Below are 26,437 nucleotides of genomic sequence, written 5' to 3'. Positions count from 1 at the left end.
CCCGGTTCTAAAGGATTCGTCTACGAACCCAGGGCATGTGCCAATACCTGGGCCATATCTTCTACAAAAACGATATCCATCTGTTTCTGAATTGCCTTTGGCACTTCCAGGATATCCTTTTCATTATCCTTGCAAACCACCACCGTTTTAATACCGTTGGCATGGGCAGCCAGCAGCTTTTCCTTTAAGCCGCCGATGGGCAGCACCCTCCCCCGGAGGGTGATCTCACCGGTCATGGCCACGGTCCGCTTCACGGGCCGGGCAGTGAGAACGGAAACAACAGCCGTACACATGGCAATGCCTGCGGACGGGCCGTCCTTGGGTATGGCCCCCTCCGGCACATGGATGTGTATATCTGTATCTTTATAAAATTCTTCCCGGATATCCAGCTCGGCACTTCTGGAACGAACGTAGGAAACAGCCGCCTGGGAGCTTTCCTTCATCACCTCTCCCAGCTTGCCCGTCACCATGACATTTCCCTTGCCCGGCATGGTAACAGCCTCTATGGTCAGCAACTCCCCGCCGGCCTGGGTCCAGGCAAGGCCGGTGACAATACCGGTCTTATCTTCCTTTTCCAGGGCGGAATCCCGGAACTTGGGCTGGTCGAGATATTTGGTCACAGCGGACGAATTGACCTGGTGCATTTTCCGGGTGTCCGTGCGCACGATTTTGGTGGCAATCTTCCGAAGTACTGAAGATATCTCCCGCTCCAGGTTCCTTACACCGGCCTCTTTGGTATATTGTTTGATGATGGTATGGATGGCGTTCTTTGAAAACACCACATCGTTCTCATCGAGGCCGTTTTCCCGCAACTGTTTGGGGATGAGGTAACCCGTGGCGATTTTTTCCTTCTCATATTCAGTATACCCGGGAATCTGGATGATCTCCATCCGGTCCCGCAGGGGCGCCGGAATATCGTAGAGGGTATTGGCGGTAGTGATAAACAGAATTTCGGACAGGTCGTAGTCCACTTCCAGGTAGTGGTCGTTGAAATTCTTATTCTGCTCAGGATCCAACGCCTCCAGCAATGCGGAGGACGGATCCCCCCTGAAATCTGAGGTCATCTTGTCAATTTCGTCCAGGCAGAAGACCGGATTGTTATACCCCACCTTTTTCAAAGTCTGGATGATCTTGCCGGGCATGGCTCCCACATAGGTTCGCCTATGCCCACGGATTTCAGCCTCATCCCGGACCCCGCCCAGTGAAATCCTGGCAAAGGCCCGTCCGGTAGCCGAGGCCACAGACCTGGCCAGGGAAGTTTTACCCACCCCGGGTGGTCCCACCAGACAGAGAATGGGCCCTTTAATTTTCTTGACCAGAATCTGTACGGCCAGATACTCCAGGATTCTCTCCTTGGGCTTCTTCAGACCGTAATGATCCCTGTCCAGAATCTCTTCAGCGTTCTGAAGATCGGTCTTGGGCCGGTTTTTCCGGTACCATGGCAGAGAAATCAACCAGTCGATATAATTGCGGACCACGGTGGCCTCGGAGGACATGGGCGACATCATCTTGAGCTTTTCAAGTTCGCGCCGGACGGTTCCGGCCGCCTCCCTAGGCATCCGCTTTTTACTTATCTTTTTCTCAAGATCGGCAAACTCCCCGCCTTCGCCCCCTTCCCCCATCTCTTTTTGGATGGCCCGCATCTGCTCATTGAGGTAATGGCGCTTCTGGAGTTTCTCCATCTGCTCTTTGACCCGCCCCTTAATCTTCTGGGACATGGTGAAGACCTCGGTCTCCTTCTGGATCATTTTCAAAAGCAGGAAAAACCGTTCTTCAAGATCCCCGCATTCCAGAAGCACCTGCTTGTCCGCCACCTTCAGGGGAAGCTGGGAGGCAATGGTGTCGGCATATCGGGACTGGTCCTGCTCCAGGCCGTCCAGGCCTTTGAAAAAACTCTTGGACACCACCCCGGACAGGGTGGCGTAATGCTGGAATGCTTCGGATACCGTCCTGAGGGCGGCTTCGGCAGTGGCCTCGGCCATGGGGGTTTCAGCAATGGCCACAAATTCCACGGACTGAAACCCGTCATCCTCATCCATCTTGACGATGTGCCCCCGGCCGCACCCCTCCACAAGGGCCTTCACCGTACCGTCGGGCAGGCGGAGCAACTGGGTGATCTTGGCCTCTGTGCCGGTCTGAAAAATATCCTTGATGGTGGGTTTGAGCACCTCGGGATCTTTCTGGGTGGTCAGAAAAATCCGCTTGTCCTGGGACATGGCCTGGGACAAGGCTTTAATGGATTTTTCACGCCCCACGAACACGGAAGTCGTAACAAAAGGAAAAAGGACCATATCCCGCAGGGGAACCAGGGGAAGGATCCTTTTCTCTTCTGAGCCGTCAGGGTTAAAAAACTTGGCAATCTTGATCATGAATGCAAACTTTCTTTTTTAAGCCTGCTTTTTGGGCTGCTCATACAGCAGTATGGGCTCTTCGTTCTTCAACACCACTTCTTCGCCGACCACGCACTCAATCACATCCTTTTTGGAGGGAATCTCATACATGATATCCAGCATGGTCTCTTCCATGATGGCGCGCAACCCGCGGGCGCCGGACTTCCGGTTGACCGCTTCTTTGGCCATGGCCTCCAGGGCCTCGTCCGTGAACTGAAGATCCACACCTTCAACCCGAAACAACTGCTGGTACTGCTTGACCAGGGCGTTTTTAGGCTCGGTCAGAATCTTGACCAGGGAGCCCTCGTTGAGTTCACCGATGGAGGTGATCACGGGCAGGCGGCCCAGGAATTCAGGGATCAGGCCGAATTTGATCAAATCCTCGGGTTTTACCTGGCCCAGGAGTTCGCCGATATTAATGTCTTTCTTATCGGCAATCTTTGCGCCAAACCCCATGGTTTTCTGGGTCAGGCGCCGTTCAACCACCTTTTCCAAGCCGGTGAATGTGCCGCCGCAGATAAAGAGGATGTTGGAGGTATCCACCTTAACATAATCCTGCTGGGGATGCTTTCTCCCCCCTTTGGGCGGAATGGAGGCAACGGTCCCCTCAATGATTTTGAGAAGCGCCTGCTGCACCCCTTCCCCGGACACGTCACGGGTGATGGAGGGGTTGTCCCCCCGCTGGGAAATTTTGTCGATTTCATCAATATAAATGATGCCTTTCTGGGCCTTCTCAATGTCGTAATCGGCATTCTGGACCAGGGAGAGAACGATATTTTCCACATCCTCACCCACGTAGCCGGCCTCGGTCAGGGCCGTGGCATCGGCGATGGCAAAGGGCACATCCAGGAACCTGGCCAATGTCTGGGCCAGAAGGGTTTTACCGCAGCCGGTGGGCCCGATAATCAGGATATTACTCTTCTGGATTTCCACATCATCCCGCGACTTCTCCAAATGGGACGCCAGGCGTTTATAATGGTTATAAACAGCCACGGACAGGACCTTTTTGGCCCTGTCCTGCTCAATGACATAGGAATCCAGCTGCTCCTTGATCTGTTTGGGCACCATAAACTCCTTGGCAGCCCCTTCGGCTTTGGCAGCTTGTTCTTTTTCTTCATCTTCAACGATTTCACTGCACAGCTTGATGCACTCGTTGCAGATGTAAACACTTGGCCCGGCAATCAGTTTCTTGACTTCTTTCTGGTTTTTCCCGCAAAAAGAACAGAAGAACTGATCATTTGTTTCATCTTTTTTGGCCATATTTTACGACTCCTTTGAAGCCTCCTCGTCTGACACTTGTTCCAACTCTTTTCTGTCCGCCACCACACGGTCTACGAGACCGTACTCTTTGGCTTCGGTACCGGACATGAAATAATCGCGGTCCGTATCCTCGGCCACCTTTTCAAGGGTCTGTCCGGTATGGGTGGACAGAATCTGATTCAGATTGTCTTTCATTCTCAGGATCTCATTGGCCTGGATTTTAATGTCCGTGGCCTGGCCCTGGGCACCGCCCAGCGGCTGGTGGATCATAATCCTGGAATTGGGCAGGGCAAACCGTTTTCCGGTGGTGCCGGCAGCCAGAAGCAGGGCGCCCATGCTGGCGGCCTGTCCGATGCACACCGTTGCCACATCCGGCTTAATGTACTGGATGGTGTCGTAAATGGCCATGCCGGCCGTTACCACGCCACCGGGGGAATTGATGTAGAAGCTGATATCCTTTTCAGGATCTTCAGATTCAAGAAAGAGCAGCTGGGCCACAATGAGGTTTGCGATTTCATCATCAATGGCCGAGCCCAGGAAAATAATCCTGTCCTTCAATAGCCGTGAATAAATGTCATAGGCACGTTCTCCCCTGTTGCTCTGTTCAACAACCATTGGAATAAGAGGCACGATTCAACTCCTTGTCATTATCTTTATTTCATTATCCGCGCCCAACGGAATCGTTGATTATTCTTCAGTTTCTTCGGATGCGTCGTCTCCGGCATCCGCTTCGGCAGTTTTGGGCTCGACTTCGGTGACACTGCCTTTTTCTATTATAAGGTCAACGGCCTTTTTTTCAAGCTGGGTGTGCTTATAATATTCAAGCTGCCGGGGATCCATGTTGAAATAGTTTTTCACAGCGTCCTTGGTGGCACCCATGGCCTGGGCCATTTCCTCAAAGCTGGCGTCCATCTCCTCTTCGGTCAGCTCCAGTTTTTCCTGGGAAATGATTTGATCGAGAATCAGGTGGCGGCGGGCCTGTTTTTCTGCCACATCGCGGTATTTGACCTTCATTTCCTCTTTGTCAAGGCCGGCCTCTTCCAGGCTGGTATTATTGTTGGTATACGCCTGCTCGGTTTCAGCAATGATGCCGTTGAGTTCCCCTTCGATCAGCGCCTCGGGCACCTCAAACTCGATCTTTGACAGCAGGGCCTGGAAAATCTGCTCGCTCATTTCATGTTTCACCCGCTGCTCAATCCCCTTGGACAGGTTGTCGCGGATGGAATCTTTGACCTCTTGAAGGGTTTCAAACTTGCCCAGCCCTTTGACCAGATCGTCATTGGCTTCGGGCAGCACCTCTTCCTGGATCTCCTTGAGGCTTACCTTATAGACAATGGTTCTGCCCTTGAGATTTTCATCATTGAAATCATCGGCATAGGCCACCTCTATATCCAGGTCCTGGACCGGAATGGCACCGATGAGTTTTTCTGAGAATTCCTTGGGCAATGCACCCTGGTTGATGCCCATGACATAGTTTTCCACTTTGGGAGTATGTTCATAAACTTCGCCGTTGAGGAATCCTTCGTAATCAATGAGAACGAAATCAGAGTCTTTCACCGGACGTTCTTCAGCCACAGGCTCTTTTTTGGCCATGGTCTTCTGGATCATATAAATCTGGCTGTCGATCTCGGCATCGGAGACTTCGTATTTGGTTTTTTCAAGCTCAAGGCCTTCAAACTCAATATTTTCCAGTTCAGGCTTCACCTCAACGGTAATATCAAAAACATAGTCAGCATCGGGATTCAGCTCGGGGGGATCCAGCTGGGGGCCGCCCACGACATTAAGCTCATTCTCTCTGACGGCCTCGACAAATGCATCCTGGATCAGACGGGGAGCGACATCGGCATGCACATCGGCCGCAAATCTGTTTTCAAGGACTTTTCTCGGAATTTTCCCCTTTCTGAAGCCTTTGATATCAGCGTTCTTTTTCAATTCATTGTAAGCTTTATTCAGCTCTTTGGCCACTTTGTCTTTGGAGATTTCAAAAGAAAGCACCTTTTTGACACTGCTCTGATCTTCGATTTTTACCTGCATGTTTCTGTCCTGTTGTATTCAATTAAATTGGTGTTACGGATAACACGGCTTCAAAAATAAAAAAAAATATGCCATAACTACTTAACTATGCAAGGCATATACACTTTACACAAAGTTTATTAAAATAACGCTTATATAAAAAGGTGTCAAGAAAATTGACCAAAGAAAGATTTTTAGCACTATCCACACTGGTGATTTTTACACTGCTCTGCACCGTTTCGGGCCATGCAGCAAACATCAAAACCCGCCAGAAAACCATCATTCTGGACCCCGGACACGGCGGCAGCGACACTGGGCTCACCACCCCTGCGGGAGTAAAGGAAAAAGACATCACCCTTGAACTGGCCAGACTGACAGCCGCAGAGTTATCCGATTTTTTCACCGTCAAACTCACCCGAGACCGGACAGCCTCCGTCCAGTCATCCCCGGGACAGCGGGCAGCATTTGCCAATCAAAATCATGCTGACCTTTTTATCAGTATCCATCTGCACCATGCCGGCCCGGACACGGCCTTTATCTATTACTATGACCACCCCGGCACACCGGCCCCGGATCAATGGGAGGCCCGGGCCATCACTGCCCGGCCGCGGTCACAAAAATTGGCCAAAACACTGGCCGCCCATCTGCAGGCCGGATCGCCCCCCCTCCAGACAACCCTGTTTAACGCCCCGCTGGTATCCCTGGAAGGGGTTGCCGCCCCTGCCATTCTCATTGAACCCGTTTCCATAACCCAGATTCCCGTCACCGGGGAAACGAGAAAAAAATTCCTGCAGCCATACGCCAGGACAATTGCCGATTCCCTGCGCAACTTCCTAAAAAAACAAAATTAATCTTGCTTTTTAGCCATCCGGATGATAAAAGACCATTTTGCCGCTGGGCAACGGGGCGTAGCGCAGCCTGGTAGCGCGCTTGCTTTGGGAGCAAGATGTCGGGAGTTCGAATCTCTCCGCCCCGACCAGTAAAAATTAAGGTTTCCAGTATGTATTACTGGGGGCCTTTTTTAGTTTTATTTGCAAATTTCAGTTGATTCCCATAATATAGCTTTTTAACGCGTAATTAAGACCGCTCCCTATTTATTTTTGATCTGAAAGGATAAATGAACTGTCATGGTCTTTTTCACTTCCATTTTAGTTGTCGTCATTCTTTATTTTCTCCAGGCAGACGGGTTGATCTATGTCACCATCATCGCATTGGCAGCAGAGCTGGTTAACATCTTTTTAACCCATACCGTTGCCAAATCTGTTGAAAAAAAAATAAACAAAAAGAACAAAACCGCCATTCAAAAATACGCCAGTCAGCTCAGGGCATATTCAAAGAATATAAAAGAACTGGAAAAAATAAGGGAAGATGCCGGAAAGAAACTATACAAGGCCAACACCAAAATCAAAAAACTGGAATCACGGATTAAAGAACTGACAGGAGAAGCGCCGGAACCGTCCGAAGCCCCCCCATCACCTAACCTGGAAATGCCTCCGCCCGAACAGCCGGAAGTCGAGCAGGCCATACCCGCCCCCCAGGCAGAAGACCACCTTCCTGCAGGTTCAGGGAGAAAAGCGCCTCCGGCATAGCTCTGCCAGCCAGCACCGCCTGCCACGCCCCTTGCAGGCAGCCGTTACTTTTTAATAATTTTAATTCTTACGATACGTCCCTGTTTATCAAGATAAGCCACCCCCTTAGCCAAAGGGGTTTTGGATTGGGCATCCAGAATTTGAATTTGTTTTTCAAACAGAATACCGGAGGCCAGTTCCTTGCCCGGTTGTGCCGGGTCACCGGCGATTTCTGTTGATTCACCCGCCTTCTTTCCAACCTTGCCGGTACCGCCATCCTCATCGGAAAGCGACCGCCGCACCTGGTGCCGTTCGGCAACCATTTCGGAAAGTCCGGAAAATTGTTCTTTATCTCTGTCGCAGCCCGCCGTCGTTGCAGCAGCAAGCAAAAAGGCTGAAACAGCCAGAGCATGCTTTCTCAGCACAATATCGCCCCTATTCAGCACCTTCCACAGTAAACCGGCGGTTCAGGCGCATGGTTGAAAAAAGGCCAAAAATATCCTTTGTCACGTTAATGACTTTAAACTCCCTGCCGGCCTGATTCAACGAGTTGTGGGCCGCAATAATGACACCGATTCCTACGGAGTCCACCATTTCAACACCGTCAAGATCTATCGAGACTGTCCCGGTTGACCCTTTAATGGCCGCCAGCAGTTCACCTTTAAAGCTTTCAGCCATGGAAGCGACAACATCCGTACCCGGTTTGATAATGGTCTGATCACCGTCATTCACTATTTCGCTCATTGCATTCTCCTGTTTTGGCTAATTCTGAAATGGACCTGTTTATAGTATATGAAAACGATTTTTAGTTCAAATATTAATTTATCCGGGAATGACGGAATTCTGCTCCCGGAATTCCGCCAACATAAAGGGTCACCGCAGTTTTTATGGACCGGCCGCGCCGGCATAACCAGTCCGCGCTTAAATTAATCTTGAATTTTAACAAAAAAGCACGTATATAATATTGCTCCGGCTGGATAAGCCGGGCGGATAATTCTGATCGGTCGCCTCGTAACAGACGGCCATGAACCTCGTCAGGTCCGGAAGGAAGCAGCGATAAGTGATCCCTTCTGTGTCGTGGATCGATCCCGGTCATGCAATTATCCGTCCGACTTGTTCAGCCGGTTCTTTTTTCTTTCATCCCCACATCCTTTATATCTTGACATGCCTTTAAACAGACTTATTTTTCAGCCATAATTTATCGGAAACAATGACTAAAACTCTTAATTGTTAGGGATTTTGGAGCAAAACAAATTGGTACTCAAAGAGAACAAAACTAAAAAAGAGACAAAGAAAAAAAACGCTGCCGCTGCTTCCTCCACCAAGGTCGATCCGGCCGAGGAACAAAAAAAATCCAAAGAGGAGATCAACCTGGACGCCACTGAAAACAATCAGGAATTAAAAGATCAGCTGGCCGCTGAGAAAGAAAAAACCCTGAGGCTTTCGGCGGAATTTGAAAACTTCAAAAAACGCAAACAAAGGGAAATTGATGATTTCAAAAAGTTTGCCAACGAAATGGTTTTCAAGCAGCTCCTCTCAGTGGTGGACAACCTTGAACGGGCGATTGTCTCCGCAGAAGACGCTTCTGATGATGCCAGTCTCCTTGAAGGGGTCAAGCTGACCCACAAGGAAATCATAAAACTCTTTGAATCCTTTAACGTGAAACCGGTGGAAGCGGAGAACCAGCCGTTTGATCCCAACTTCCACCAGGCGGTTACCCAGGAAGAGAACAACGACCTTCCGGACAACACCGTTACAACGGTGTTGCAAAAAGGGTACACCCTCCATGACAGACTCATCCGGCCGGCCATGGTAGTTGTTTCAAAAAGAGTGGAAAAAGAAACTGAAAAAACTGAAGAAAATTAAAATATTTTGGAGGCTATGTTATGGGTAAAATTATCGGAATTGATTTAGGAACCACAAACTCCTGTGTTGCTGTCATGGAAGCTGGCGGCGAAGCAAAGATTATCACCAATGCAGAAGGCGGCAGGACCACCCCGTCCATTGTTGCGGTAAGCGAAAGCGGAGAACGCATTGTCGGCCAAACTGCCAAACGCCAGGCCGTTACCAACCCCGAAAACACTGTGTTCGGTGTAAAACGGCTCATCGGCCGCAAATTCAGCTCAAAAGAAGTCCAGGATGACGTCCCTATCCTGCCATATATAATAGAAGCGGCCAGCAACGGCGACACCCGGATCAACCTGCGCGGCAAACAGCACAGCCCTGCTGAAATCTCATCCTTTATCCTGGCCAACATTAAGAAGACTGCCGAGGACTACCTTGGGGAAGCGGTAACGGAAGCGGTCATCACCGTTCCTGCCTACTTCAACGACAGCCAGCGCCAGGCCACCAAGGATGCAGGCAAAATCGCCGGCCTTGAAGTCAAACGGATCATCAACGAACCCACTGCTGCCTCCCTGGCTTACGGCCTGGACAAAAAAGGCGAAGAAAAAATTGCCGTATTCGACCTGGGCGGCGGTACCTTTGACGTATCCGTACTGGAAATCGGCGACGGTGTGTTTGAAGTAAAATCCACCTCCGGCGACACCCACCTGGGCGGCGAGGACTTTGACCTGAGAATCATCGACTACCTGGCCGATGAGTTCAAAAAGGACCAGGGCATCGATCTGAGAACCGACAAGATGGCCCTGCAGCGCCTGAAAGAAGCGGCTGAAAAGGCAAAAATGGAACTTTCCACCGCCACGGAAACCGCCATCAACCTGCCCTTTATCACGGCGGATGCCTCCGGCCCCAAACATCTGGATGTAAAACTGACCCGTGCCAAACTGGAATCCCTGGTTGCCGACCTGCTGGACAATCTGGAAAAACCCTGCCTCACCGCACTGAAAGAAGCCAACCTCGGTTCCGGCGGTGTGGACGAGGTCGTTCTGGTTGGCGGCATGACCCGTATGCCCGCCGTACAGGAACGGGTTGAAAAAATCTTCGGCAAGAAACCCCATAAGGGCGTAAACCCCGACGAAGTTGTGGCCATGGGCGCGGCGGTCCAGGCCGGCGTACTCCAGGGTGACGTCAACGACGTACTCCTGCTGGATGTCACCCCGCTTTCCCTGGGTATTGAAACCCTGGGCGGTGTTATGACCAAGCTGATTGACAAGAATACCACCATCCCCACCAAAAAGAGCCAGGTATTCTCCACAGCCGCAGACAACCAGCCCGCCGTTTCCATCCACGTGCTCCAGGGTGAACGGGAAATGGCTGCCGACAACAAAACCCTGGGCCAGTTTGAACTCAAAGACATCCCCCCCGCTCCCAGGGGTGTGCCCCAGATCGAGGTCTCCTTTGACATCGACGCCAACGGCATTGTCCATGTGGCCGCCAAAGACAAGGCCACAGGCAAGGAGCAGTCCATCCAGATCACTGCCGCTTCCGGCCTTTCCGACGATGAAATCGAAAAAATGGTCAAGGATGCTGAAATGCACGCCGAGGAAGACAAGAAAAAACGTGAACTGGTAGACACCAAAAACCAGGCCGAAGCCCTGGTGGACCAGACCGAAAAAACCCTGAAGGAACATGGGGACAAGGTGGACGAAGCCACCAGAAAGGGTATTGAAGAGGCGGCAGAGGCCCTGAAACAGGCCAAAGACACTGCCGGCATTGATGAACTCAAAGCCAAAATCGAAGCCCTGTCCCAGGCCTCCCACAAGCTGGCCGAAGTCATGTACCAGCAGGCCCAGGCCGATAACCCCGGCGCCGCAGGTGCTGCCGGTGGCGATGCCGCCGGTGCAGGTGCTGCCCAGGACGACGACGATGTGGTGGATGCCGATTTTGAAGAGGTCAAAAAAGACAAGTAAAATCGCTTATAAGTCCTTAGGCTTATCTGCCATTTATCATTGAATATAATCCTGCCGTGGGATATTATCCCCGGCAGGATTTTTAATTTTTGGTACAAAGGCCTTATTAAAAGATGATCATTACAGAGATACTCGCACAAAACAATGCCCTTTATCCTGACCAGACCGCCCTGGTGGAGCGGATACCGGCAACAGGCGCCCGCCATGAAATCACCTGGCGCCAGTTCCACTCCCAGAGCATAAAAACAGCCAATGCCCTGGTGCACAACGGCGTCCAAAAAGGGGACAAGGTGGTTCACCTCATGACCAACGCCCTGGACTGGCTGCCCATTTATTTCGGCATCCTCCATACCGGCGCCTGGGCCGTCCCCCTGAACTTCAGGTTTGAGGCCGATAAAATCAAGCTGTGTACGGAAACCGCCGGGGCCAGGGCCTTTATTTTCGGGCCGGAGTTCATCGACCGCCTGGAAACCATACGGGCGGACCTGGATCAATTTGTGGAACTCTGGATCTTCACAGGCCCGGAAAAAGACTGCCCGGAATGGGCCTGTCCCTATGAAAAATTCATCGTCGAAGCCGATGACCAAGCCCTACCCCGGGTTCCCCTATCACCCGAGGACGAAGCCGCCCTTTACTTCACATCCGGCACCACCGGCACCCCCAAGGCCGTGCTCCTCACCCACGAGGCCCTGATGCATGCCTGCCATGTGGAAAACGCCCACCACGGCCAGACCCACTCAGATGTATTCCTCTGTATTCCGCCCCTCTATCACACAGGCGCCAAGATGCACTGGATGGGCTCCTTCCTGGTGGGGGGCAAATGCGTACTGCTCAACGGGGTTAAATCCGAATGGATTATCGAGGCCGTATCAGAAGAAGAATGCACCATTGTCTGGCTCCTGGTGCCCTGGGCCCATGATATCCTCATTGCCATTGAGAATGACCAGATCAATCTGGCCGACCATAAGCTGGACCAGTGGCGGCTCATGCACATAGGGGCCCAGCCCGTCCCCCCCAGCCTCATTGAAAACTGGCAGAAATTTTTCCCCGGCCAGGCCTATGACACCAATTACGGCCTCACCGAATCCGCAGGACCCGGCTGCGTCCACCTGGGTGTCGAGAATACAAACCGCATTGGCCCCATCGGTATTCCCGGCCACGGCTGGGAGGCACAAATAGTGGACAAGCAGGGTAATCCCCTGCCCGGCGGCGAGACCGGCGAACTTATTGTCAAAGGCCCCGGCGTCATGAAGGAATACTATAAAAATCCCGAGGCCACCGCCAAAACCCTGAAGGACGGCTGGCTTCACACCGGGGACATTGCCCGGTACGACAAGGACGGATTCATATGGCTGGTTGACCGGAAAAAGGACATGATCATCTACGGCGGTGAAAACATCTTCCCCGTGGAGATTGAAAATTTTTTCCTCAAACATGAAAAAATAAAGGATATCGCCGTCATCGGGGTGCCCGACGAGCGCCTGGGAGAACTGCCCGCCGGCATTATCAGCCTCAAGCCCAACACCATGATGTGCGAGCAGGACATCATTGACTTCCAGCATGAACTGCCCCGGTACAAGCAATTGAAAAAAATCTTTTTCGGTGATGTCCCCCGGAATCCCACTGGCAAAATAGAAAAGCCCAAACTGCGCCGGATCTATGCCGAAGACAAGCGCAAAAACCTGGAAAAACTGCTGAGATAAAACAAGGAGAGGCCATGTCGAAATTTTACACATCCATTGCCATACTGACTATCGGGCTGGCGGCCTTACTGGTTTCGGCCGCTCCGGGCCTCTGCGGCAAACCGCCGCTGAAGGAAGAAATCCTTGCCGGTCTGGAACAGCGGTATGCCAACAAAGGCTTTTCCGCAGATTTTGAACAGGCTTCCCGGCTTACCGCCCTGGACATCACAGAAATCGCCACGGGCAAAGCCTGGTTCAGCCACCCGGGTAAGATGCGCTGGACCTATGAGACCCCGGACCGCCACGAAATCATCACCAACGGAAAGGCGCTGTGGATCTACCGACCCGGGGAGCATCAGGTGATGCAGGGCAGTGCCGAGGCCTTTTTCCAATCCGGTGCCGGTGGGGCCTTTTTATCCGACATCACCCGGATCAGAACGGATTTCGACATCAAAATGGAAAAAAACGGGGATGGTTTTGCCGAACTGCTGCTCATCCCCAAAAATGAGAGCCCGGACCTGGCCGCCATCCGCCTCACCGTAGGCCTACCCGGCCATGACATCCAGATTGTGGTTACGGAAAACCCCTACGGGGACACCACCAAATTTTATTTTACCAATATTCGTTTCAACGCCCCCGACCCCCGGAATTTTGACTTCATCATTCCGGAAGATGCGGAAGTCATTGAAATGAATTAATTGATTCAAGCACAGGAACAGCCATGATAGACAGAATAAAAGCCCTTGCCAAAGAAAAGAACGCCATCATCCTTGCCCATAACTACCAGCCGGCCGAGATCCAGGATATCGCGGACCTCTGCGGGGATTCCCTGGAAATGAGCATCAAAGCGGCGGCCACCGACGCCGATATCATTGTCTGCTGCGGGGTCCGGTTCATGGCTGAAACTGCAGCCATTCTCTCTCCGGAGAAAACCGTGCTCATGCCCAACCCCGATGCCGGCTGCCCCATGGCCGACATGGTTACCCCGGAGGCCCTTGTTAAGCGGAAAGAAGAACTGGGGGACATCCCTGTGATCACTTATGTCAATTCTTCGGCGGCGGTCAAGGCGGTATCCGATATCTGCTGCACCTCGGCCAACGTGGTCAAGGTGGTCAACGCCCTGGATGCCGATGAAGTGCTCATGACCCCGGACAGAAACCTGGCCAAATATGCTGCCGCCAATACAGATAAAAAGGTCCACCTCTGGGAAGGGTTCTGCCCCTTCCACAACGACCTGACCGTGGAGGAGGTGAATGCGGCCAAGGCCTCCCACCCCGACGCCCTGTTTGTGGCCCATCCGGAATGCCCCCCTGAAATACTTGAGTTGGCCGACAGCATCCAGTCCACCTCAGGCATGATCCGCTTTGCCGGAGAAAGCAATGCCCGGGAATTCATCCTGGGTACGGAAATAGGCCTCCTCCATCCCATCGCCAAAGCCCACCCAAAGAAAAAATTCTATGCGGCTTCAGGTAAAATGCTCTGTACGGATATGAAAAAGACAACACTTGAAAATATTGTGGACAGCCTGGACACTCTGGCCGGCAAAGTCGAAGTGCCTGAGGAGATCAGGGTGAAAGCCTTGGGGGCCGTGCAGAAAATGATCGATATGAAATAGCTTTATTTAAAAATAAAACCCAATAAAAAAAGGAGCCGGCGGACAGCACGACTCCTTTTTTTAATACAAAAATCCCAGTCCCGAAAAGGATGGATTACATCGCTTCAAAGACCTCGTCGGGAATATCTGCATTGGTATAAAATTTCTGGATGTCATCGCAGTCATCCAAGGCATCCATGAACCTCACCATCTGCTCCGCTTCCTTTCCTTCCACAGCCGTCATGTTCTGGGGAAGCATGGTGATCTCTGCCATCTGGCAGGGAATTTCAGCATTATCCACGGCATCCTTTACCGCATCATAATCCGCCGGTTCGGTGATGATCTCAAAGACATCGCCCTCATCCTTGATATCTTCGGCGCCTGCATCCAGGGCCACTTCCATGAGGGTGTCCTCATCGGCATCCTCCTTGCTCACGGAGATCAGCCCCTTTTTATCGAACATCCATGCCACACACCCGTCGGTGCCCACGTTGCCGCCGGCCTTGTTAAAAATATAGCGAACATCGGCAATGGTCCGGTTCTTGTTGTCCGTAAGGCATTCCACCAGAACGGCGACCCCGCCGGGCCCGTACCCTTCGTAAAGAATTTCCTCGTAGTTGACGCCTTCAAGCTCGCCCGTACCCTTTTTAATGGCCCGCTCAAAATTATCCTTGGGCATATTCTGGGCCTTGGCCGCAGCAACGGCGTGGCGGAGCCGGGGGTTTGATTCGGGATCCCCTCCGCCCATCCGGGCGGCTACGGTGATCTCTTTGATCAGCTTGGTGAATATCTTGCCCCTCTTTTTATCAGCCGCCCCTTTTTTATGCTTGATGGTCGACCATTTACTATGTCCTGACATGGATCCTCCTTATTTTTTACCTTTTGCTATTATATATATTTCTTTACTCTGTTTTCTGCAACTTTCCGGCTTGAAAATCTTACATTCTCTGAAAGCGGCTTTTACTTCTTTTTCAAACGCCTTAAAGTCATTGCCCTGAAAAATTTTGCAGATGAAATTACCCTTGGGCGCCAGATTTTTCAGCGCCGTATCCAGGGCCATGCGGCAGAGTTCAAAGGACCTGAGGGCATCCACATCCTTCCTGCCGGTGGTGGCCGGTGCCATGTCGCTCATGATGGTATGAAACCCGTCCACCTCCTCGATGAAACCCGGATTTTCCAGCTTCAGTATATTGTCCTGGATGGCCGTTATGTTTTCAGGCAATTTAATCTCAACGGCCTTCAGGTCGATGCCGAAAACCCGCCCCTCTTTTCCCACCTCTTTGGCCGCATAGAGCATCCAGGAACCCGGGGCACAGCCCAGATCCAGCACGGTATCCCCTTTTTTCATCACGCGGAACTTGGTTTGAATCTCTTCCAGCTTATATATGGACCGGGCCGGATAGCCTTGGGATTTGGCTTTTTCCGTCAGATGGTCGGCCCACTGGCCCCCTTTACCGCCGCGGCCTTTTTTCTTTGGTTTACCCCTCAAACAATACCTCCATGGCATCCTTTAAAAAACTCACGCTTTCAATGGTCATGCCCTTAATCTTTGATAACTGCTTCATGGTGGCGGTGGGCACCAGGCAACGGGTGAATCCCATCTTGGCGGCCTCCTTGATCCGGGCCTGGGCGTGGCTGACGGCCCGGATCTCGCCGGTGAGGCCGATCTCCCCGATAAGGGTGGTCTCCTTCTCCACGGGCCGGTCCAGAAAACTGCCGGCCAGGGCCGCTGCAATGGCCAGGTCGGCGGCGGGTTCAAGAATGCGGACACCGCCGGTGACATTCATGAAAATATCCAGGCCGGCCAGGTTCATGCCCAGCCGCTTTTCCATGACGGCCACGATCAGTGCCACCCGGTGGCCATCCAGGCCCAGTACCGTCCGCCTCGGGGTCCCCAGGCTGGTGCTGGACACCAGGCCCTGGATTTCCACCAGAATGGGCCGGGTCCCTTCCATGCAGGCGGTGACCACAGACCCCGGGGCCACTGCGGCCCGTTCGGATAAAAACACGGCCGAGGGATTGGGCACCTGGGCCAGGCCCTGTTCGCGCATTTCAAAGACCCCGATCTCGTTGGTGGAGCCGAACCGGTTTTTCACCGCCCTCAGAATCCTGAAAATATGGCTCTTGTCCCCTTCGAAGTAGAGCACCGTATCCACCATGTGCTCCATGATACGGGGGCCTGCAATGGCCCCGATCTTGGTGACATGGCCCACCAGAAAAATGGGAATGCCCGTCTGCTTTGCCAGGCGCATGAACTGCATGGATGCTTCACGGATCTGGGCCACGCTTCCCGGTGTGGATGTGATTTCCGGATGGAAAACGGTCTGGATGGAATCCACCACCATGGCATCGTATTTATCCTGGTCCGCCATGGACAAAATGGCGTCCAGGTCGGTCTCGGAGACCACATAGAGATTGGAACTGGCCGACTCCAGACGCTGGCCCCGCATGGAAAGCTGGCGGACGGACTCCTCCCCGGAGATATAAAGGCACTTTCTCCCGGCCTTGGACAGGATGGAGAGCACCTGGAGCATAAGGGTGGACTTGCCTATGCCCGGATCCCCGCCGATAAGAATCAGCGAACCGTCCACAATACCGCCCCCGAGCACCCGGTCAAACTCGGCAATCCCCGTGACCAGGCGTTGGGACTCGGTCACCTCCACGGAATCAATGGGCACCGGCTTGGCCGCAATGGCCGTCCGGCCCTTCCCGGCCTTTCCCGGGGTGGCCGTCACCAGCCGTTCCTCCACCAGGGAATCCCAGTCCCCGCACTCCGGGCATTGTCCCATCCATTTGGGGGCCTGCCCCCCGCAGGAGCGGCAGCGGTATATATGTTTATCCTTTTTTTTAACCACCTTGTACTGCTTCGTTATCTTATCTTCCAGTGCCTGCAAATTTTGAAGGCACCATTATTTACAGATTGAAAATCGAATGAATATACCATTTTAGCTTGAATTTGACAAGGCGCAAAACACCGTGTGCTTTGCCATCCCCGCTCTTCCGGCTGAATTTTGCCTTTACACCCGGCCCCAATATTGGTAGGCAGGGACTATGAATAAAAAACCCGCTCCCAAAACCGGCGCCGCCAGAATCTGGGCGGCATTTTTATACACCCTCAAAGGCCTGAAATATGCCTGGGCCAATGAGGCGGCTTTTCGCCAGGAACTGATTCTGGTGGCCGTTCTTTCAGCGGCCCTGGTCTTCCTGCCCCTCTCCTTGGCCTGGAAGGGCCTGCTCTTCTTTGCCACAGCCCTGGTTCTCATTGTCGAACTGCTCAACTCCGCAGTGGAAGCGGTGGTGGATATGGTCTCTCCGGATTTCCATGAACTGGCCGGCCGGGCCAAGGATATGTGCAGCGCCGCCGTTTTCGTCAGCCTGGCCATGGCCGGCATCCTCTGGGCAATGGCCCTGGCCCAGCTCTGGACATAATCGTTTTAGGACCGATTCCGATACCTTTCCGGCCTGCGGAAACCCCACGGTATTCTGTTAGATTCTGATAAATTTTTCCATTGGGTTAACCACAATATTGACAACCATACCGGCCTAGCCTAAAGATGGGCCTTCACTGCAGCGGCAACGCTGTATTGGCCTAACTTTACAATAAGGAAAAAAAATGAATCTGAGAAAAAAAATGTATGCCGCCCTGGCGGCCTGTATCTGCATGGCCCTGGCCGCCGGCACCCCAGCAGGCGCCACAGCGGCCCTGAAAGGTGAAAAAATCGCCATGGCCCAGGGGGTTCCCCACCCGGCCGTTATCGCCCACCGGGGGGCCTCCTTTTACGCGCCGGAATCCACGGAAGCCGCCTACCGCCTGGCCCGGAACCTGGGTGCAGATTACCTGGAATGCGATTTGCAGCGGACCAAGGACGGGATACTCATGGCCCTGCACGACAATAATTTAAAACGGACCACCAATATTGCCTCGGTATTCCCGAAGCGTGCCGATGATCCGGTGAGCAAATTCACTCTGGCCGAACTGAAGCAGCTGGATGCAGGGACCTGGTTCAATAAAGAAAAGAAAGAGAACGGCACCCCGAACCTGGCAAGACAATCCTTTGCCGGTGCCAAAATCTGCACCCTGGAAGAATTCATCAATATTGCAGAGGGCAAACTGGCCGACGGCAGCCCCGATCCCCGGGATAACGGCAACCGCCCTGGCATTTACATTGAAACCAAGGTGGCCACACAGTTTCCCGGCATTGAAAAAGATCTCTACGCCTATCTTAAACTCAGAAACTGGCTGGGATCTTCCGTAAAAAAGGCCCCGAAAGGATTTGATGCCGCAAAAAATATCGGCGTCCAATACACCCCTGCCCGGACCATCCTCCAGACCTTTGAGCCCAGCAGCCTGCCGCTGCTCAACACCTACATGCCCCATACCCCCAAGGTGTTTCTGATCTGGCTCTATACCCAGGATGAGGCAGATGCCTGGGGCGCTGCCAAGGTGGACCAGGGCGACCCCGCCGCCGACCTGAGCAGGACCTACGGCCCCCTGCGCAAGAGTGAACCGGCCAAACAGGCCGAAGGCGAATCCTATGCCCAGTTCTCCGCCAAATGGGAGGTGCTCTCCAAGGCCAATTACAAGCGGTGGCTGGACTGGGCCCGTGCCAACGGTGCCACCGGCACCGGGCCCGGCGCGAAACTGGCAGGCTTCAATGATCCCGTAAAAGGCGCCCAGAGCTACATGGACACGGTAAAGCCCTGGATGAACGAAATGACCCATGACCTGGGCATGCTCGTCCACGCGTATACCATTGATGAGCCCGTGGACATGAAAATGGTCATGGACAACGGCGTGGACGGATTCTTTTCCAATAAATGCGACCTTGCCCTCTCCTTTTTCGGCCGAAAGCCCTTTGGCACCGTCTCCGGCATCCTCGACGCCATGAATTATTAACCCCGCCTCCGGCACCCCCTTATGGTGCACGGAGTCTATACTTAGGCGCCCCCGGCAAACGACAGAAAACATCCGCACCCGTTTCCGGGGGCCCGCCCGATGGCACCCGCGACCGGGATGTTATTTTCAGCCTCCCTCAAAAAAATTTTCCGCCCCTATTGACATTTTAGAACAAGCATGCTTATTCGAGAACAGTGTTCTCATTGTTTTTATTAGCATAATTACTAGATTTCGGAGGGATTATGAATATCAACATCGGCACCATGTTCGCAAACCGCGCATTCCTCAGCCCCGACCTCGAAGCCTGCATCGGCACCGGGTACCGGTACACCTACGATGGGATGAACCGGCGTATCAACCGATTTGCCGCCTACCTCTCCCAAGCCGGTGTCCGGACCGGAGACCGCATCGCCGTCCTGGCCAAAAACAACGAACAGGTTCTCACCACCCTGTTCGGGGCCGCCAAAAAAGGGGTCATTACTGTGGTTCTCAATTTCAGGCTCACGGCTCCCGAACTGAGCTATATCCTCAACGACAGCGGGAGCACCCTTCTGGTCTACGGGGATGAATTTTACCCAACCGTTGAACGCCTTAAATCCGGCACTCCGGTAGAGGATTTCATCGCCATCGAAAATTCCGGCGACCCAAAGGGCCCGGATAAATCCTTTGAAAGCGTGCTGGCGGACATGGGCGAGGAGGAACCGGTACCGGCAGGTTCAGGCAGCGATCCGGCCGTACTCATGTACACTTCGGGCACCACGGGCAATCCCAAGGGAGCGGTCCTCACCCATGACAACTGTTTCTGGGCCGCCGTCGGCCTGGTACACAGCCTGGAATGGACATTCCAATACCGCTTCCTTTCCGTGGCCCCCCTCTTCCACATCGGCGGCCTGGCCCCCATCTTCGCCAACATCCATGTGGGGTGCCCCATGGTGTTCATGCCCGATTTTGACCCGGCTGCGGCCTGGGAAATCATTGAAAAAGAAAAGATCACCTTTGCCATGACCGTCCCGGTGATGCTTCAGTACATGGCCATGGTGCCCGGTTTCCGGGACCGGGACCTCTCCGCCCTTAAATATTTCATCTGCGGCGGCGCGCCGGTGCCCCAATCCCTTATCCAGTCCTACGACACCAGCGGCATTGACGTTTACCAGGTATACGGGGCCACGGAATATTCCGGGGCCATCACCTTCTGGACCAAGGCCATGGGACTTGAAAAATCCGATTCCATGGGCAAACCCGTATTCCACGGCGATATCAAAATCATGGATCCTGTTTCCGGAAAAGAACTCGAAACCGGGGGAACCGGGGAAATCTGCATTTTCGGTCCCCAGGTATTCAAGGGCTACTGGGAGAATCCAGAAGCCACTGCAGCCGCCCTTGTGGACGGGTATTACCGTTCCGGGGACCTGGGGAGGAAAGACAAAAACGGTTTTATCTATGTGGTGGACCGCCTCAAGGATATGATCATTTCCGGCGGGGAAAACATCTATCCGGCAGAACTGGAGTCGGTGATCACCGCCCATCCCAAGGTGGCTGAAGCCGCCGTTATCGGCAAGCCCGACGGCAAATGGGGGGAAATCCCCGTGGCATTTATTGTCCCGGCCCAGGATGCGGCCCCGTCCCCGTCGGAAATCATTGACCACTGCCGGCAAAACCTTGCCGGATTCAAATGTGTCAAAGAAATCCATTTCATCGACCAGGTTCCCCGGAACACCCTGGGCAAGGTATTGAAACGATCCCTCAAAGACCAAATAAAGGACCGGATTTAAAGAAAGGAGACCTCCATTATGTCATATCCCGACCCCCATAATTCATATTCCTTTGACGATTTTCTCCAATGGCGGGAATCTGTGGATTTCTATGAAAACGACACCTTTTTCCAAAAGGTGATCCGCCACTACGCACCGGACCAATGGGAAGAACTGGACCGGGCCGCCAGGGAGATCTCCCCCAAGGTATCCCATAGGTGGAAAAAGCTGGCCGAAGAGGCGGCCGTACCGGAAAAACGCCCGTATATCGTACACTACGACGGCCATAACCACCGCATCGACCGCATCGTCCGCCCCATGGAAACCCTGGCCCTGGAAAAGGAGATTTTTGCAGAAAAACTCTTTGCCCCGGACTGTTCCCCCATGGAAAAAATGGTAAAAATGTACCTGATCTACCAGCTGGGCGAGGCCTGCGTCTGCTGTCCTTTGACCTGTACCGAAGGCCTGGTGGCCCTGCTGGAATACTATGCGGACAGCCCGGAACTCAAGCAGATTCTCACCCACTGCAGGGAGGGATTCGGGGAGGACATTGCCATCGGCTCCCAGTTCCTTTCGGAAATCCAGGGCGGCTCCGACGTCCCGGCCAACCGGGTGGAAGCCGTGGAGACCGACGGCGTCTGGCGGCTATACGGGGATAAATTCTTCTGTTCCGCCACCCATGCCGACTATGCCGTGGTCACCGCCAAACCCCGGGGGTCCGAAAAGGTGGGATTGTTTATCGTTCCCGCCTGGCTGGAGGGGGACAAGGAAAAAGAAATCCGCAACGGATACACCATCAACCGCATCAAATGGAAGATGGGCACCAGCGAACTGACCACGGCGGAAATCTCCTACAAGGGGGCCGTGGCCTACCCGGCCGGCCCCCTGGACAAGGGACTGTCCAATGTGGTGGGCATCGTTCTGACTTACTCCCGGCTCACCGTGGGCATCTCCGCCGCCGCCAGCATGGCCCGGGCCTACAGGGAGGCCAAAGGGTATAGCAAAAAGCGGTCGGCCTTCGGCCTGGCCATCGGCCAGTTCCCCCTGGTCAACTCCCAGCTGGGCCAAATGAAACAGGCGGCCAGGCGGACCCTTGCCGGCGCCTTCAAGCTCTACCGGGATTTCCTCGCCCTGGACGGAGGGCTTAAAAAAGGGATGGCTGCCGACGAGCCCCTTGAGATGAAAGAGCAGCGGTTCAATATCAGGGAACTGGTCATGCTCCAGAAAATCACGGCCTCCTGGGACTGCACCGATGTCATCCGCTCCGCCATGTCCATCTTCGGCGGCCACGGGGTCATGGAAGATTTCTCCTCCCTGCCCAGGCTTTACAGGGACGCGGCCATCAATGAACTCTGGGAAGGCCCCCGCAACGTCCTGCTGACCCAGATGCACCGGGATTTCCAGCGGGCAAGGGAATGGTACCCCCCCGGCCGCGTCGTGGCATCCATGCTGGACGGGGCCGATCCCGATCTGGTATCCAGACTCTCCAGCGAGGCCGAGGAACTGGTATCCCACCCCAACCTCTTTGCCCCGGACCCGGCCACCCTGGACGCCTGCCAACGATGGGATAGGTTCTGCTCAGACCTCACCCACGCCTACCAGGACCTGGCCCTCTCCGAGGTGCTGGCAGGCTGATGCCCGCCCCGACACCCGATCCCAACCACAGGCCGGGAGCTTCCGGCTCCGGCCTGTGGCTCGGCCTCTATCCAGGTTTGGAGACAGATACCCGGGGATTTCCTGTTGCTTTTTGATGCAGGGGATGGTTAGGTTACCCGTATTCTTTATTTATGGGTTCAACATGAAAATAATCACCGAATTCAATCCCCCTTCCCATGAGACCAAAGCCCTGGAGGAGAAACTACTCCGGCACAATTCCCGCCGGATAGAGGGATACGGCTACGAGGAGGTGATCATAAAGGTGATGGATGACTGCCGTGCCCTGGCCGCCGGCATCCATTGCACCATCGGCGGCGGCTGGATGTACATCGCCAGCCTCTGGGTCCATGAAAAACACAGGCAGCGGGGAACGGGCACCGATCTCCTCAAACGGGCGGAATCCATTGCCCAGGAGAAAAACTGCGTGGGTATCTACCTTTACACCTACAGCTTTCAGAATCCAGGATTTTATGAAAAACGGGGATACCGCATATTCGGCAGTCTTGAGCAATTTTGCCATGACCATTCAAAACTCTATATGAAAAAATACTGGGGATAGCCGATGTTGCCTTTATCATTTCCCCGATATCCATAATAAGCCCCTTGTGAAATCCCGATCTTTTTACTAAAAGGAGGGGTTGCCCGTTAATCTTTACAATCGGACGGTACGCGAAATGAAGAAAACACCCCTTGCCAAACTCAAGGAAAAAGAAAAAAAAGCCAGGCAGAAACTCATTGTGGATGCGGCGGAACGGCTCTTTTCCGCCAAACCTTTTCCCAAGGTCAGCATGCGTGATATTGCCGATGAATCAGGCATATCCCTCTCTTCCATCTACCGCTATTTTCCGGACCAGGAATCATTGTTCCTTGAGGCCCTGGTCAGGGGGGCAAAGAAAGCCGAGGCCCGGCTCAAGTCCCTGACCGGCGAGGCGGACACCGGTGTCCGGGAGATCGGCAGGACCTTTGTGGAATTTCTCATTGACAATGATCCCTATTTCAGGATGATGACCCATTTCATGCTGGACGGGGTACTCAATAAGGAATCCGTGGAGAAACTGAACCGGATTGAACGGGCTCTGCTGGACCAGTTCAACGGATTTTTCAACATCCTCAACCCCCAGGGCAGCCACCGGATGCTCTCCCATGCCTTTTTTGCCGCCCTCAACGGCATCCTCATCACCTACCGGAACTATCCGGGGCGGGATGTGGATGATGTACACAAGCACATGCTGCAGCTGGCAGATATCATGGCCGGATTGTTCGAAACCGCCGTCCACTCCGGGGCACCGGCCGGAGAAACCGCACAATGACCTATACCGGTGAATTTATTGCGCTGGCGACGGTGCTCTGCTGGACCGTCAGCGTCCAGTTTTTCGAAGTCGCCTCAAAACGGGTGGGGGCCACCCCCGTGAACATCATCCGGATATCAACGGCCCTGGCCCTTTTTTCAGTCTACCTCCTTATTAAAAACGGGGCCATTGTCCCCACGGACTTTCCGGCCCGTGCCTGGGTCTATCTAAGCCTCTCCGGGATCATCGGATTTTTCCTGGGGGATATCTGCCTGTTCAAGGCCCTGGTGGAACTGGGCCCCCGGCTGGCCCTGCTGATTTTCAGCCTCTCCGCCCCCATGGCGGCCCTCATCGGCTGGGCATTTCTATCGGAGGTATACCTGCCCCTGCAGTGGGCGGGGATGCTGGTCACCCTGGCCGGTGTGGTTCTGGTCATCCTTGAAAAAAACAAGGCCCCGGACCTGCCCGGGCGCAAAGCGGCCCGGAGAGCCAGTCTCAAAGGGGTGCTTTTCGGTATCGGGGCCATGATGGGCCAGGCCGGGGGATATGTGATGAGCAAAACAGGGATGCAGACCCCGGACGGATTCCTGGATGCCTTTGCCGCCACCCAGATCCGGGCCCTGGCCGCCTTTGCCTGTTTTATCCTTTACTTTACGATCACCCGGAAATGGGGGCAGGTGAGGGCAGCGGCCAGGGACAGCCGGGCTGTGGCCTGGACGGCAACGGGCGCCGTCATCGGCCCCTTTATCGGGGTCTCCCTTTCCCTGAAGGTGCTTCACTACCTGACCGCAGGTGTGGCCTCCACCTTCCTGTCCATGACCCCGGTATGCATCATCCCATTTTCCATCTACATTCACAAGGAACGGGTGTCGGCCCGGGCCATGGCCGGGGCTGTTGTTGCCGTGGCCGGCATATGGCTGCTCATGAACAAATGATGTTTAAACGATCATCCATGGGCTTCCTTGCTGCGCAAGTCTGAAATCCTCACGTACTTCAGTACGCTCCTTCAGACTTGCTTACGCCTTGCATATGGTAAATTTTCGTTCAAACACGGTGCTATCAAAAAAGAGTTGCTAATCAGATTTTAGGGACCGGATGTCCCGCCAGGCTGATGTTTCTGGATTCCTCCACATCCTGGGCGGAGAGCGCAATATCCTGGAGTTCTCCTGCCATGAATTTTTCATAGCCGTTGAGGTCCATGAGGCCGTGGCCGGAGAGGTTGAAGATGATCGTCTTTTCTTTGCCCTCTTCCTTGGCCTGGTTGGCCGAACGGATGGCCGCGGCAACGGCGTGACAGGTTTCCGGGGCCACCAGCAGGCCTTCTGTCCGGGCGAAGAGCAGTCCGGCCTCATAGCATTCCAGCTGTTTTACGGCAATGGGGTCCATGAGTCCGGCTTCCACCGCATGGGAAACCAGGGGGGCCATGCCGTGGTAGCGCAATCCGCCGGCATGGATGGGCGCCGGAATAAATTTATGCCCCAGGGAATGCATGGGCAGCATGGGGGTCATTTTGGCCACGTCGCCGTGGTCGTAGGAAAAGGGGGTGGCCGTGAGGGTGGGGCAGGACGCCGGTTCCACCGGAATAATCTCTATGTCTGCCCCGTTGATTTTGTCGTAAACAAAAGGGAAGGACAGGCCGGCGAAATTGGACCCGCCTCCGGCACAGCCGATCACCGTATCGACCTTATCGATTCCCGCCTTTTTCAATTGTTTTTTGGCTTCCAGGCCGATGATGGTCTGGTGGAGCATAACATGGTTGAGCACCGAGCCCAGGGAATAGCGGGTCTGGCCGGTCTCGTCCCCCACGGCCTGTTCAATGGCTTCGGAAATGGCAATGCCCAGGGAGCCCGGGGTATCGGGCATCTGTTCTAAAATTTCGCGGCCCACCTGGGTTTCCATGGAAGGACTGGGGATGCATTTGCCCCCCCAGGTCTGCATGAGCACCTTTCTGAAGGGCTTCTGGTCAAAACTGACCCTGACCATGAACACCTTGCACTCCAGTCCCAGCAGGGCGCAGGAATAAGAGAGGGCCGAGCCCCACTGGCCGGCACCGGTTTCCGTTGTCAGGCGTTTGATTCCGAATTCCTTATTGTACCAGGCCTGGGCCACTGCCGTATTGGGCTTGTGGCTCCCGGCAGGGGAGACGCTCTCGTTTTTATAAAAAATCTTGGCCGGGGTATCCAGGGCCTTTTCCAGGTACAGGGCCCGGTGAAGGGGAGAGGGACGCCAGCGGTAAAGCAGGTCCAGGACGCCTTCGGGGATGTCGATCCATCTTTCCTGGGAGACTTCCTGTTCGATGAGGTTCATGGGGAATACCGCCGCCAGCATGTCCGGGCTGATGGGATTTCCGTCCTGGCCCAGGGGCGGGTTGATGGTACCGGGCAGATCTGCAGCTAAATTATACCATTGGCGGGGAATTTCATCTTCGCTTAGAAAAATTTTGGTCGGCATCGCTTCACTCTCCCTTAAATGTTGGATATAGATGGTGCACGCTTCGTTTCTACATAAAGAAACGCACCTTTGTT

At 53.9% G+C, this 26,437-nt stretch carries 24 protein-coding genes, 1 tRNA gene and 1 other RNA gene; 16 read left to right on the top strand and 10 right to left on the bottom strand.

Annotated elements, in window-relative coordinates:
* Window positions 1-20: 20 nt before the first annotated feature.
* The 4 genes from lon to tig form a co-directional block, all read right to left on the bottom strand.
* Window positions 21-2,369 (bottom strand): endopeptidase La, encoded by a 2,349-nt coding sequence (gene lon / locus HUN04_17650; GenBank protein ID WDP91424.1) that lies wholly within the window; start codon window positions 2,367-2,369, stop codon window positions 21-23.
* Between the two features lie 18 nt (window positions 2,370-2,387).
* Window positions 2,388-3,650, bottom strand: coding sequence for an ATP-dependent Clp protease ATP-binding subunit ClpX (clpX, locus tag HUN04_17645; protein ID WDP91423.1), 1,263 nt, complete (start codon window positions 3,648-3,650; stop codon window positions 2,388-2,390).
* Between the two features lie 3 nt (window positions 3,651-3,653).
* Entirely contained in the window at window positions 3,654-4,265 is a 612-nt protein-coding gene (gene clpP / locus HUN04_17640) for an ATP-dependent Clp endopeptidase proteolytic subunit ClpP (protein WDP93330.1), read from the bottom strand.
* Between the two features lie 72 nt (window positions 4,266-4,337).
* Window positions 4,338-5,684, bottom strand: a complete 1,347-nt coding sequence (gene tig / locus HUN04_17635) for a trigger factor (protein WDP91422.1) — start codon at window positions 5,682-5,684, stop codon at window positions 4,338-4,340.
* 155 nt (window positions 5,685-5,839) lie between these two features.
* Here tig and HUN04_17630 point away from each other — a divergent pair, with 155 nt between their 5' ends.
* The 3 genes from HUN04_17630 (at window position 5,840) to HUN04_17620 (ending at window position 7,252) form a co-directional block, all read left to right on the top strand.
* On the top strand, window positions 5,840-6,514 hold the full coding sequence (locus HUN04_17630) for an N-acetylmuramoyl-L-alanine amidase (GenBank protein WDP91421.1): 675 nt from the start codon (window positions 5,840-5,842) through the stop codon (window positions 6,512-6,514).
* 51 nt (window positions 6,515-6,565) lie between these two features.
* A tRNA-Pro gene (locus tag HUN04_17625) sits at window positions 6,566-6,642 on the top strand.
* Between the two features lie 148 nt (window positions 6,643-6,790).
* Window positions 6,791-7,252: a hypothetical protein gene (locus HUN04_17620; GenBank protein WDP91420.1), complete on the top strand. Its 462-nt coding sequence runs from the start codon at window positions 6,791-6,793 to the stop codon at window positions 7,250-7,252.
* 44 nt (window positions 7,253-7,296) lie between these two features.
* On the opposite strand, the gene HUN04_17615 is transcribed toward HUN04_17620, so the two are convergent.
* Together HUN04_17615 and HUN04_17610 are read right to left on the bottom strand one after the other, a co-directional pair.
* Window positions 7,297-7,656: a hypothetical protein gene (locus HUN04_17615; GenBank protein ID WDP91419.1), complete on the bottom strand. Its 360-nt coding sequence runs from the start codon at window positions 7,654-7,656 to the stop codon at window positions 7,297-7,299.
* Window positions 7,657-7,666: 10 nt separating this feature from the next.
* Window positions 7,667-7,975, bottom strand: coding sequence for an STAS domain-containing protein (locus HUN04_17610; protein ID WDP91418.1), 309 nt, complete (start codon window positions 7,973-7,975; stop codon window positions 7,667-7,669).
* Window positions 7,976-8,229: 254 nt separating this feature from the next.
* Between HUN04_17610 and ffs the strand changes: the two genes are divergently transcribed.
* From ffs to nadA, 6 genes are all read left to right on the top strand, one after another.
* Window positions 8,230-8,326, top strand: an RNA gene (ffs, locus tag HUN04_17605) — signal recognition particle sRNA small type.
* A gap of 159 nt (window positions 8,327-8,485) precedes the next feature.
* On the top strand, window positions 8,486-9,097 hold the full coding sequence (gene grpE / locus HUN04_17600; protein ID WDP91417.1) for a nucleotide exchange factor GrpE: 612 nt from the start codon (window positions 8,486-8,488) through the stop codon (window positions 9,095-9,097).
* Between the two features lie 20 nt (window positions 9,098-9,117).
* On the top strand, window positions 9,118-11,043 hold the full coding sequence (gene dnaK / locus HUN04_17595; protein ID WDP91416.1) for a molecular chaperone DnaK: 1,926 nt from the start codon (window positions 9,118-9,120) through the stop codon (window positions 11,041-11,043).
* 113 nt (window positions 11,044-11,156) lie between these two features.
* The gene (locus tag HUN04_17590) at window positions 11,157-12,746 is read left to right on the top strand and encodes an acyl--CoA ligase (protein ID WDP91415.1); all 1,590 of its coding nucleotides are present in this window, start codon (window positions 11,157-11,159) and stop codon (window positions 12,744-12,746) included.
* A 14-nt stretch (window positions 12,747-12,760) separates the two neighbouring features.
* Window positions 12,761-13,423, top strand: a complete 663-nt coding sequence (locus HUN04_17585; GenBank protein WDP91414.1) for an outer membrane lipoprotein carrier protein LolA — start codon at window positions 12,761-12,763, stop codon at window positions 13,421-13,423.
* 23 nt (window positions 13,424-13,446) lie between these two features.
* Window positions 13,447-14,340 carry a quinolinate synthase NadA gene (gene nadA, locus HUN04_17580; GenBank protein ID WDP91413.1) on the top strand — a complete coding sequence of 298 codons (894 nt, stop codon included), beginning with the start codon at window positions 13,447-13,449 and terminating at the stop codon, window positions 14,338-14,340.
* Window positions 14,341-14,434: 94 nt separating this feature from the next.
* Here the strand turns inward: nadA and HUN04_17575 are convergent, their stop codons facing one another.
* Genes HUN04_17575 through radA form a run of 3 tightly spaced genes read right to left on the bottom strand, consistent with a single transcriptional unit; the run spans window position 14,435 to window position 17,174 of the window.
* Window positions 14,435-15,178: a YebC/PmpR family DNA-binding transcriptional regulator gene (locus HUN04_17575; protein WDP91412.1), complete on the bottom strand. Its 744-nt coding sequence runs from the start codon at window positions 15,176-15,178 to the stop codon at window positions 14,435-14,437.
* A 9-nt stretch (window positions 15,179-15,187) separates the two neighbouring features.
* Window positions 15,188-15,826 (bottom strand): RlmE family RNA methyltransferase, encoded by a 639-nt coding sequence (locus HUN04_17570; protein ID WDP91411.1) that lies wholly within the window; start codon window positions 15,824-15,826, stop codon window positions 15,188-15,190.
* Window positions 15,798-17,174: a DNA repair protein RadA gene (gene radA / locus HUN04_17565; protein ID WDP91410.1), complete on the bottom strand. Its 1,377-nt coding sequence runs from the start codon at window positions 17,172-17,174 to the stop codon at window positions 15,798-15,800. The genes HUN04_17570 and radA overlap by 29 nt, the downstream gene beginning before the upstream one ends.
* Before the next feature lie 196 nt (window positions 17,175-17,370).
* Here radA and HUN04_17560 point away from each other — a divergent pair, with 196 nt between their 5' ends.
* From HUN04_17560 to HUN04_17530, 7 genes are all read left to right on the top strand, one after another.
* Window positions 17,371-17,748 carry a diacylglycerol kinase gene (locus HUN04_17560; GenBank protein ID WDP91409.1) on the top strand — a complete coding sequence of 126 codons (378 nt, stop codon included), beginning with the start codon at window positions 17,371-17,373 and terminating at the stop codon, window positions 17,746-17,748.
* 232 nt (window positions 17,749-17,980) lie between these two features.
* Window positions 17,981-19,216 (top strand): glycerophosphodiester phosphodiesterase, encoded by a 1,236-nt coding sequence (locus HUN04_17555; GenBank protein WDP93329.1) that lies wholly within the window; start codon window positions 17,981-17,983, stop codon window positions 19,214-19,216.
* A gap of 242 nt (window positions 19,217-19,458) precedes the next feature.
* Window positions 19,459-20,988, top strand: coding sequence for a long-chain fatty acid--CoA ligase (locus HUN04_17550; GenBank protein ID WDP91408.1), 1,530 nt, complete (start codon window positions 19,459-19,461; stop codon window positions 20,986-20,988).
* A gap of 18 nt (window positions 20,989-21,006) precedes the next feature.
* Window positions 21,007-22,602: an acyl-CoA dehydrogenase family protein gene (locus HUN04_17545; GenBank protein ID WDP91407.1), complete on the top strand. Its 1,596-nt coding sequence runs from the start codon at window positions 21,007-21,009 to the stop codon at window positions 22,600-22,602.
* 163 nt (window positions 22,603-22,765) lie between these two features.
* On the top strand, window positions 22,766-23,182 hold the full coding sequence (locus tag HUN04_17540) for a GNAT family N-acetyltransferase (GenBank protein ID WDP91406.1): 417 nt from the start codon (window positions 22,766-22,768) through the stop codon (window positions 23,180-23,182).
* Between the two features lie 115 nt (window positions 23,183-23,297).
* Window positions 23,298-23,933, top strand: coding sequence for a TetR/AcrR family transcriptional regulator (locus HUN04_17535; protein WDP91405.1), 636 nt, complete (start codon window positions 23,298-23,300; stop codon window positions 23,931-23,933).
* Window positions 23,930-24,847 (top strand): DMT family transporter, encoded by a 918-nt coding sequence (locus tag HUN04_17530; GenBank protein ID WDP91404.1) that lies wholly within the window; start codon window positions 23,930-23,932, stop codon window positions 24,845-24,847. Before HUN04_17535 ends, HUN04_17530 begins: the two co-directional genes overlap by 4 nt.
* Before the next feature lie 142 nt (window positions 24,848-24,989).
* Here HUN04_17530 and HUN04_17525 read toward each other — a convergent pair whose 3' ends face one another.
* A complete protein-coding gene (locus tag HUN04_17525) occupies window positions 24,990-26,363 on the bottom strand; it encodes a TrpB-like pyridoxal phosphate-dependent enzyme (protein WDP91403.1) in 1,374 nt (457 codons plus the stop codon).
* Window positions 26,364-26,437: the final 74 nt, after the last annotated feature.

This window comes from Desulfobacter sp. (assembly GCA_028768525.1).
Classification (GTDB): Bacteria; Desulfobacterota; Desulfobacteria; order Desulfobacterales; family Desulfobacteraceae; genus Desulfobacter.
Note: the sequence above shows the minus strand (reverse complement) of the source record. Positions and strands in the feature narration are given on the sequence as shown.

Excerpts from the sequence above, each read along its gene's own strand:
- HUN04_17610 (WDP91418.1), bottom strand. The coding sequence starts at position 7,975 with ATGAGCGAAATAGTGAATGACGGTGATCAGACCATTATCAAACCGGGT.
- dnaK (WDP91416.1), top strand. The coding sequence starts at position 9,118 with ATGGGTAAAATTATCGGAATTGATTTAGGAACCACAAACTCCTGTGTT.
- HUN04_17555 (WDP93329.1), top strand. The coding sequence starts at position 17,981 with ATGGCCCTGGCCGCCGGCACCCCAGCAGGCGCCACAGCGGCCCTGAAA.
- lon (WDP91424.1), bottom strand. The coding sequence starts at position 2,369 with ATGATCAAGATTGCCAAGTTTTTTAACCCTGACGGCTCAGAAGAGAAA.
- nadA (WDP91413.1), top strand. The coding sequence starts at position 13,447 with ATGATAGACAGAATAAAAGCCCTTGCCAAAGAAAAGAACGCCATCATC.
- clpP (WDP93330.1), bottom strand. The coding sequence starts at position 4,265 with ATGGTTGTTGAACAGAGCAACAGGGGAGAACGTGCCTATGACATTTAT.
- HUN04_17620 (WDP91420.1), top strand. The coding sequence starts at position 6,791 with ATGGTCTTTTTCACTTCCATTTTAGTTGTCGTCATTCTTTATTTTCTC.
- HUN04_17535 (WDP91405.1), top strand. The coding sequence starts at position 23,298 with ATGAAGAAAACACCCCTTGCCAAACTCAAGGAAAAAGAAAAAAAAGCC.
- HUN04_17540 (WDP91406.1), top strand. The coding sequence starts at position 22,766 with ATGAAAATAATCACCGAATTCAATCCCCCTTCCCATGAGACCAAAGCC.
- HUN04_17590 (WDP91415.1), top strand. The coding sequence starts at position 11,157 with ATGATCATTACAGAGATACTCGCACAAAACAATGCCCTTTATCCTGAC.
- HUN04_17570 (WDP91411.1), bottom strand. The coding sequence starts at position 15,826 with ATGCCATGGAGGTATTGTTTGAGGGGTAAACCAAAGAAAAAAGGCCGC.
- clpX (WDP91423.1), bottom strand. The coding sequence starts at position 3,650 with ATGGCCAAAAAAGATGAAACAAATGATCAGTTCTTCTGTTCTTTTTGC.
- HUN04_17550 (WDP91408.1), top strand. The coding sequence starts at position 19,459 with ATGAATATCAACATCGGCACCATGTTCGCAAACCGCGCATTCCTCAGC.
- HUN04_17585 (WDP91414.1), top strand. The coding sequence starts at position 12,761 with ATGTCGAAATTTTACACATCCATTGCCATACTGACTATCGGGCTGGCG.
- tig (WDP91422.1), bottom strand. The coding sequence starts at position 5,684 with ATGCAGGTAAAAATCGAAGATCAGAGCAGTGTCAAAAAGGTGCTTTCT.
- HUN04_17525 (WDP91403.1), bottom strand. The coding sequence starts at position 26,363 with ATGCCGACCAAAATTTTTCTAAGCGAAGATGAAATTCCCCGCCAATGG.
- HUN04_17545 (WDP91407.1), top strand. The coding sequence starts at position 21,007 with ATGTCATATCCCGACCCCCATAATTCATATTCCTTTGACGATTTTCTC.
- HUN04_17560 (WDP91409.1), top strand. The coding sequence starts at position 17,371 with ATGAATAAAAAACCCGCTCCCAAAACCGGCGCCGCCAGAATCTGGGCG.
- HUN04_17575 (WDP91412.1), bottom strand. The coding sequence starts at position 15,178 with ATGTCAGGACATAGTAAATGGTCGACCATCAAGCATAAAAAAGGGGCG.
- HUN04_17530 (WDP91404.1), top strand. The coding sequence starts at position 23,930 with ATGACCTATACCGGTGAATTTATTGCGCTGGCGACGGTGCTCTGCTGG.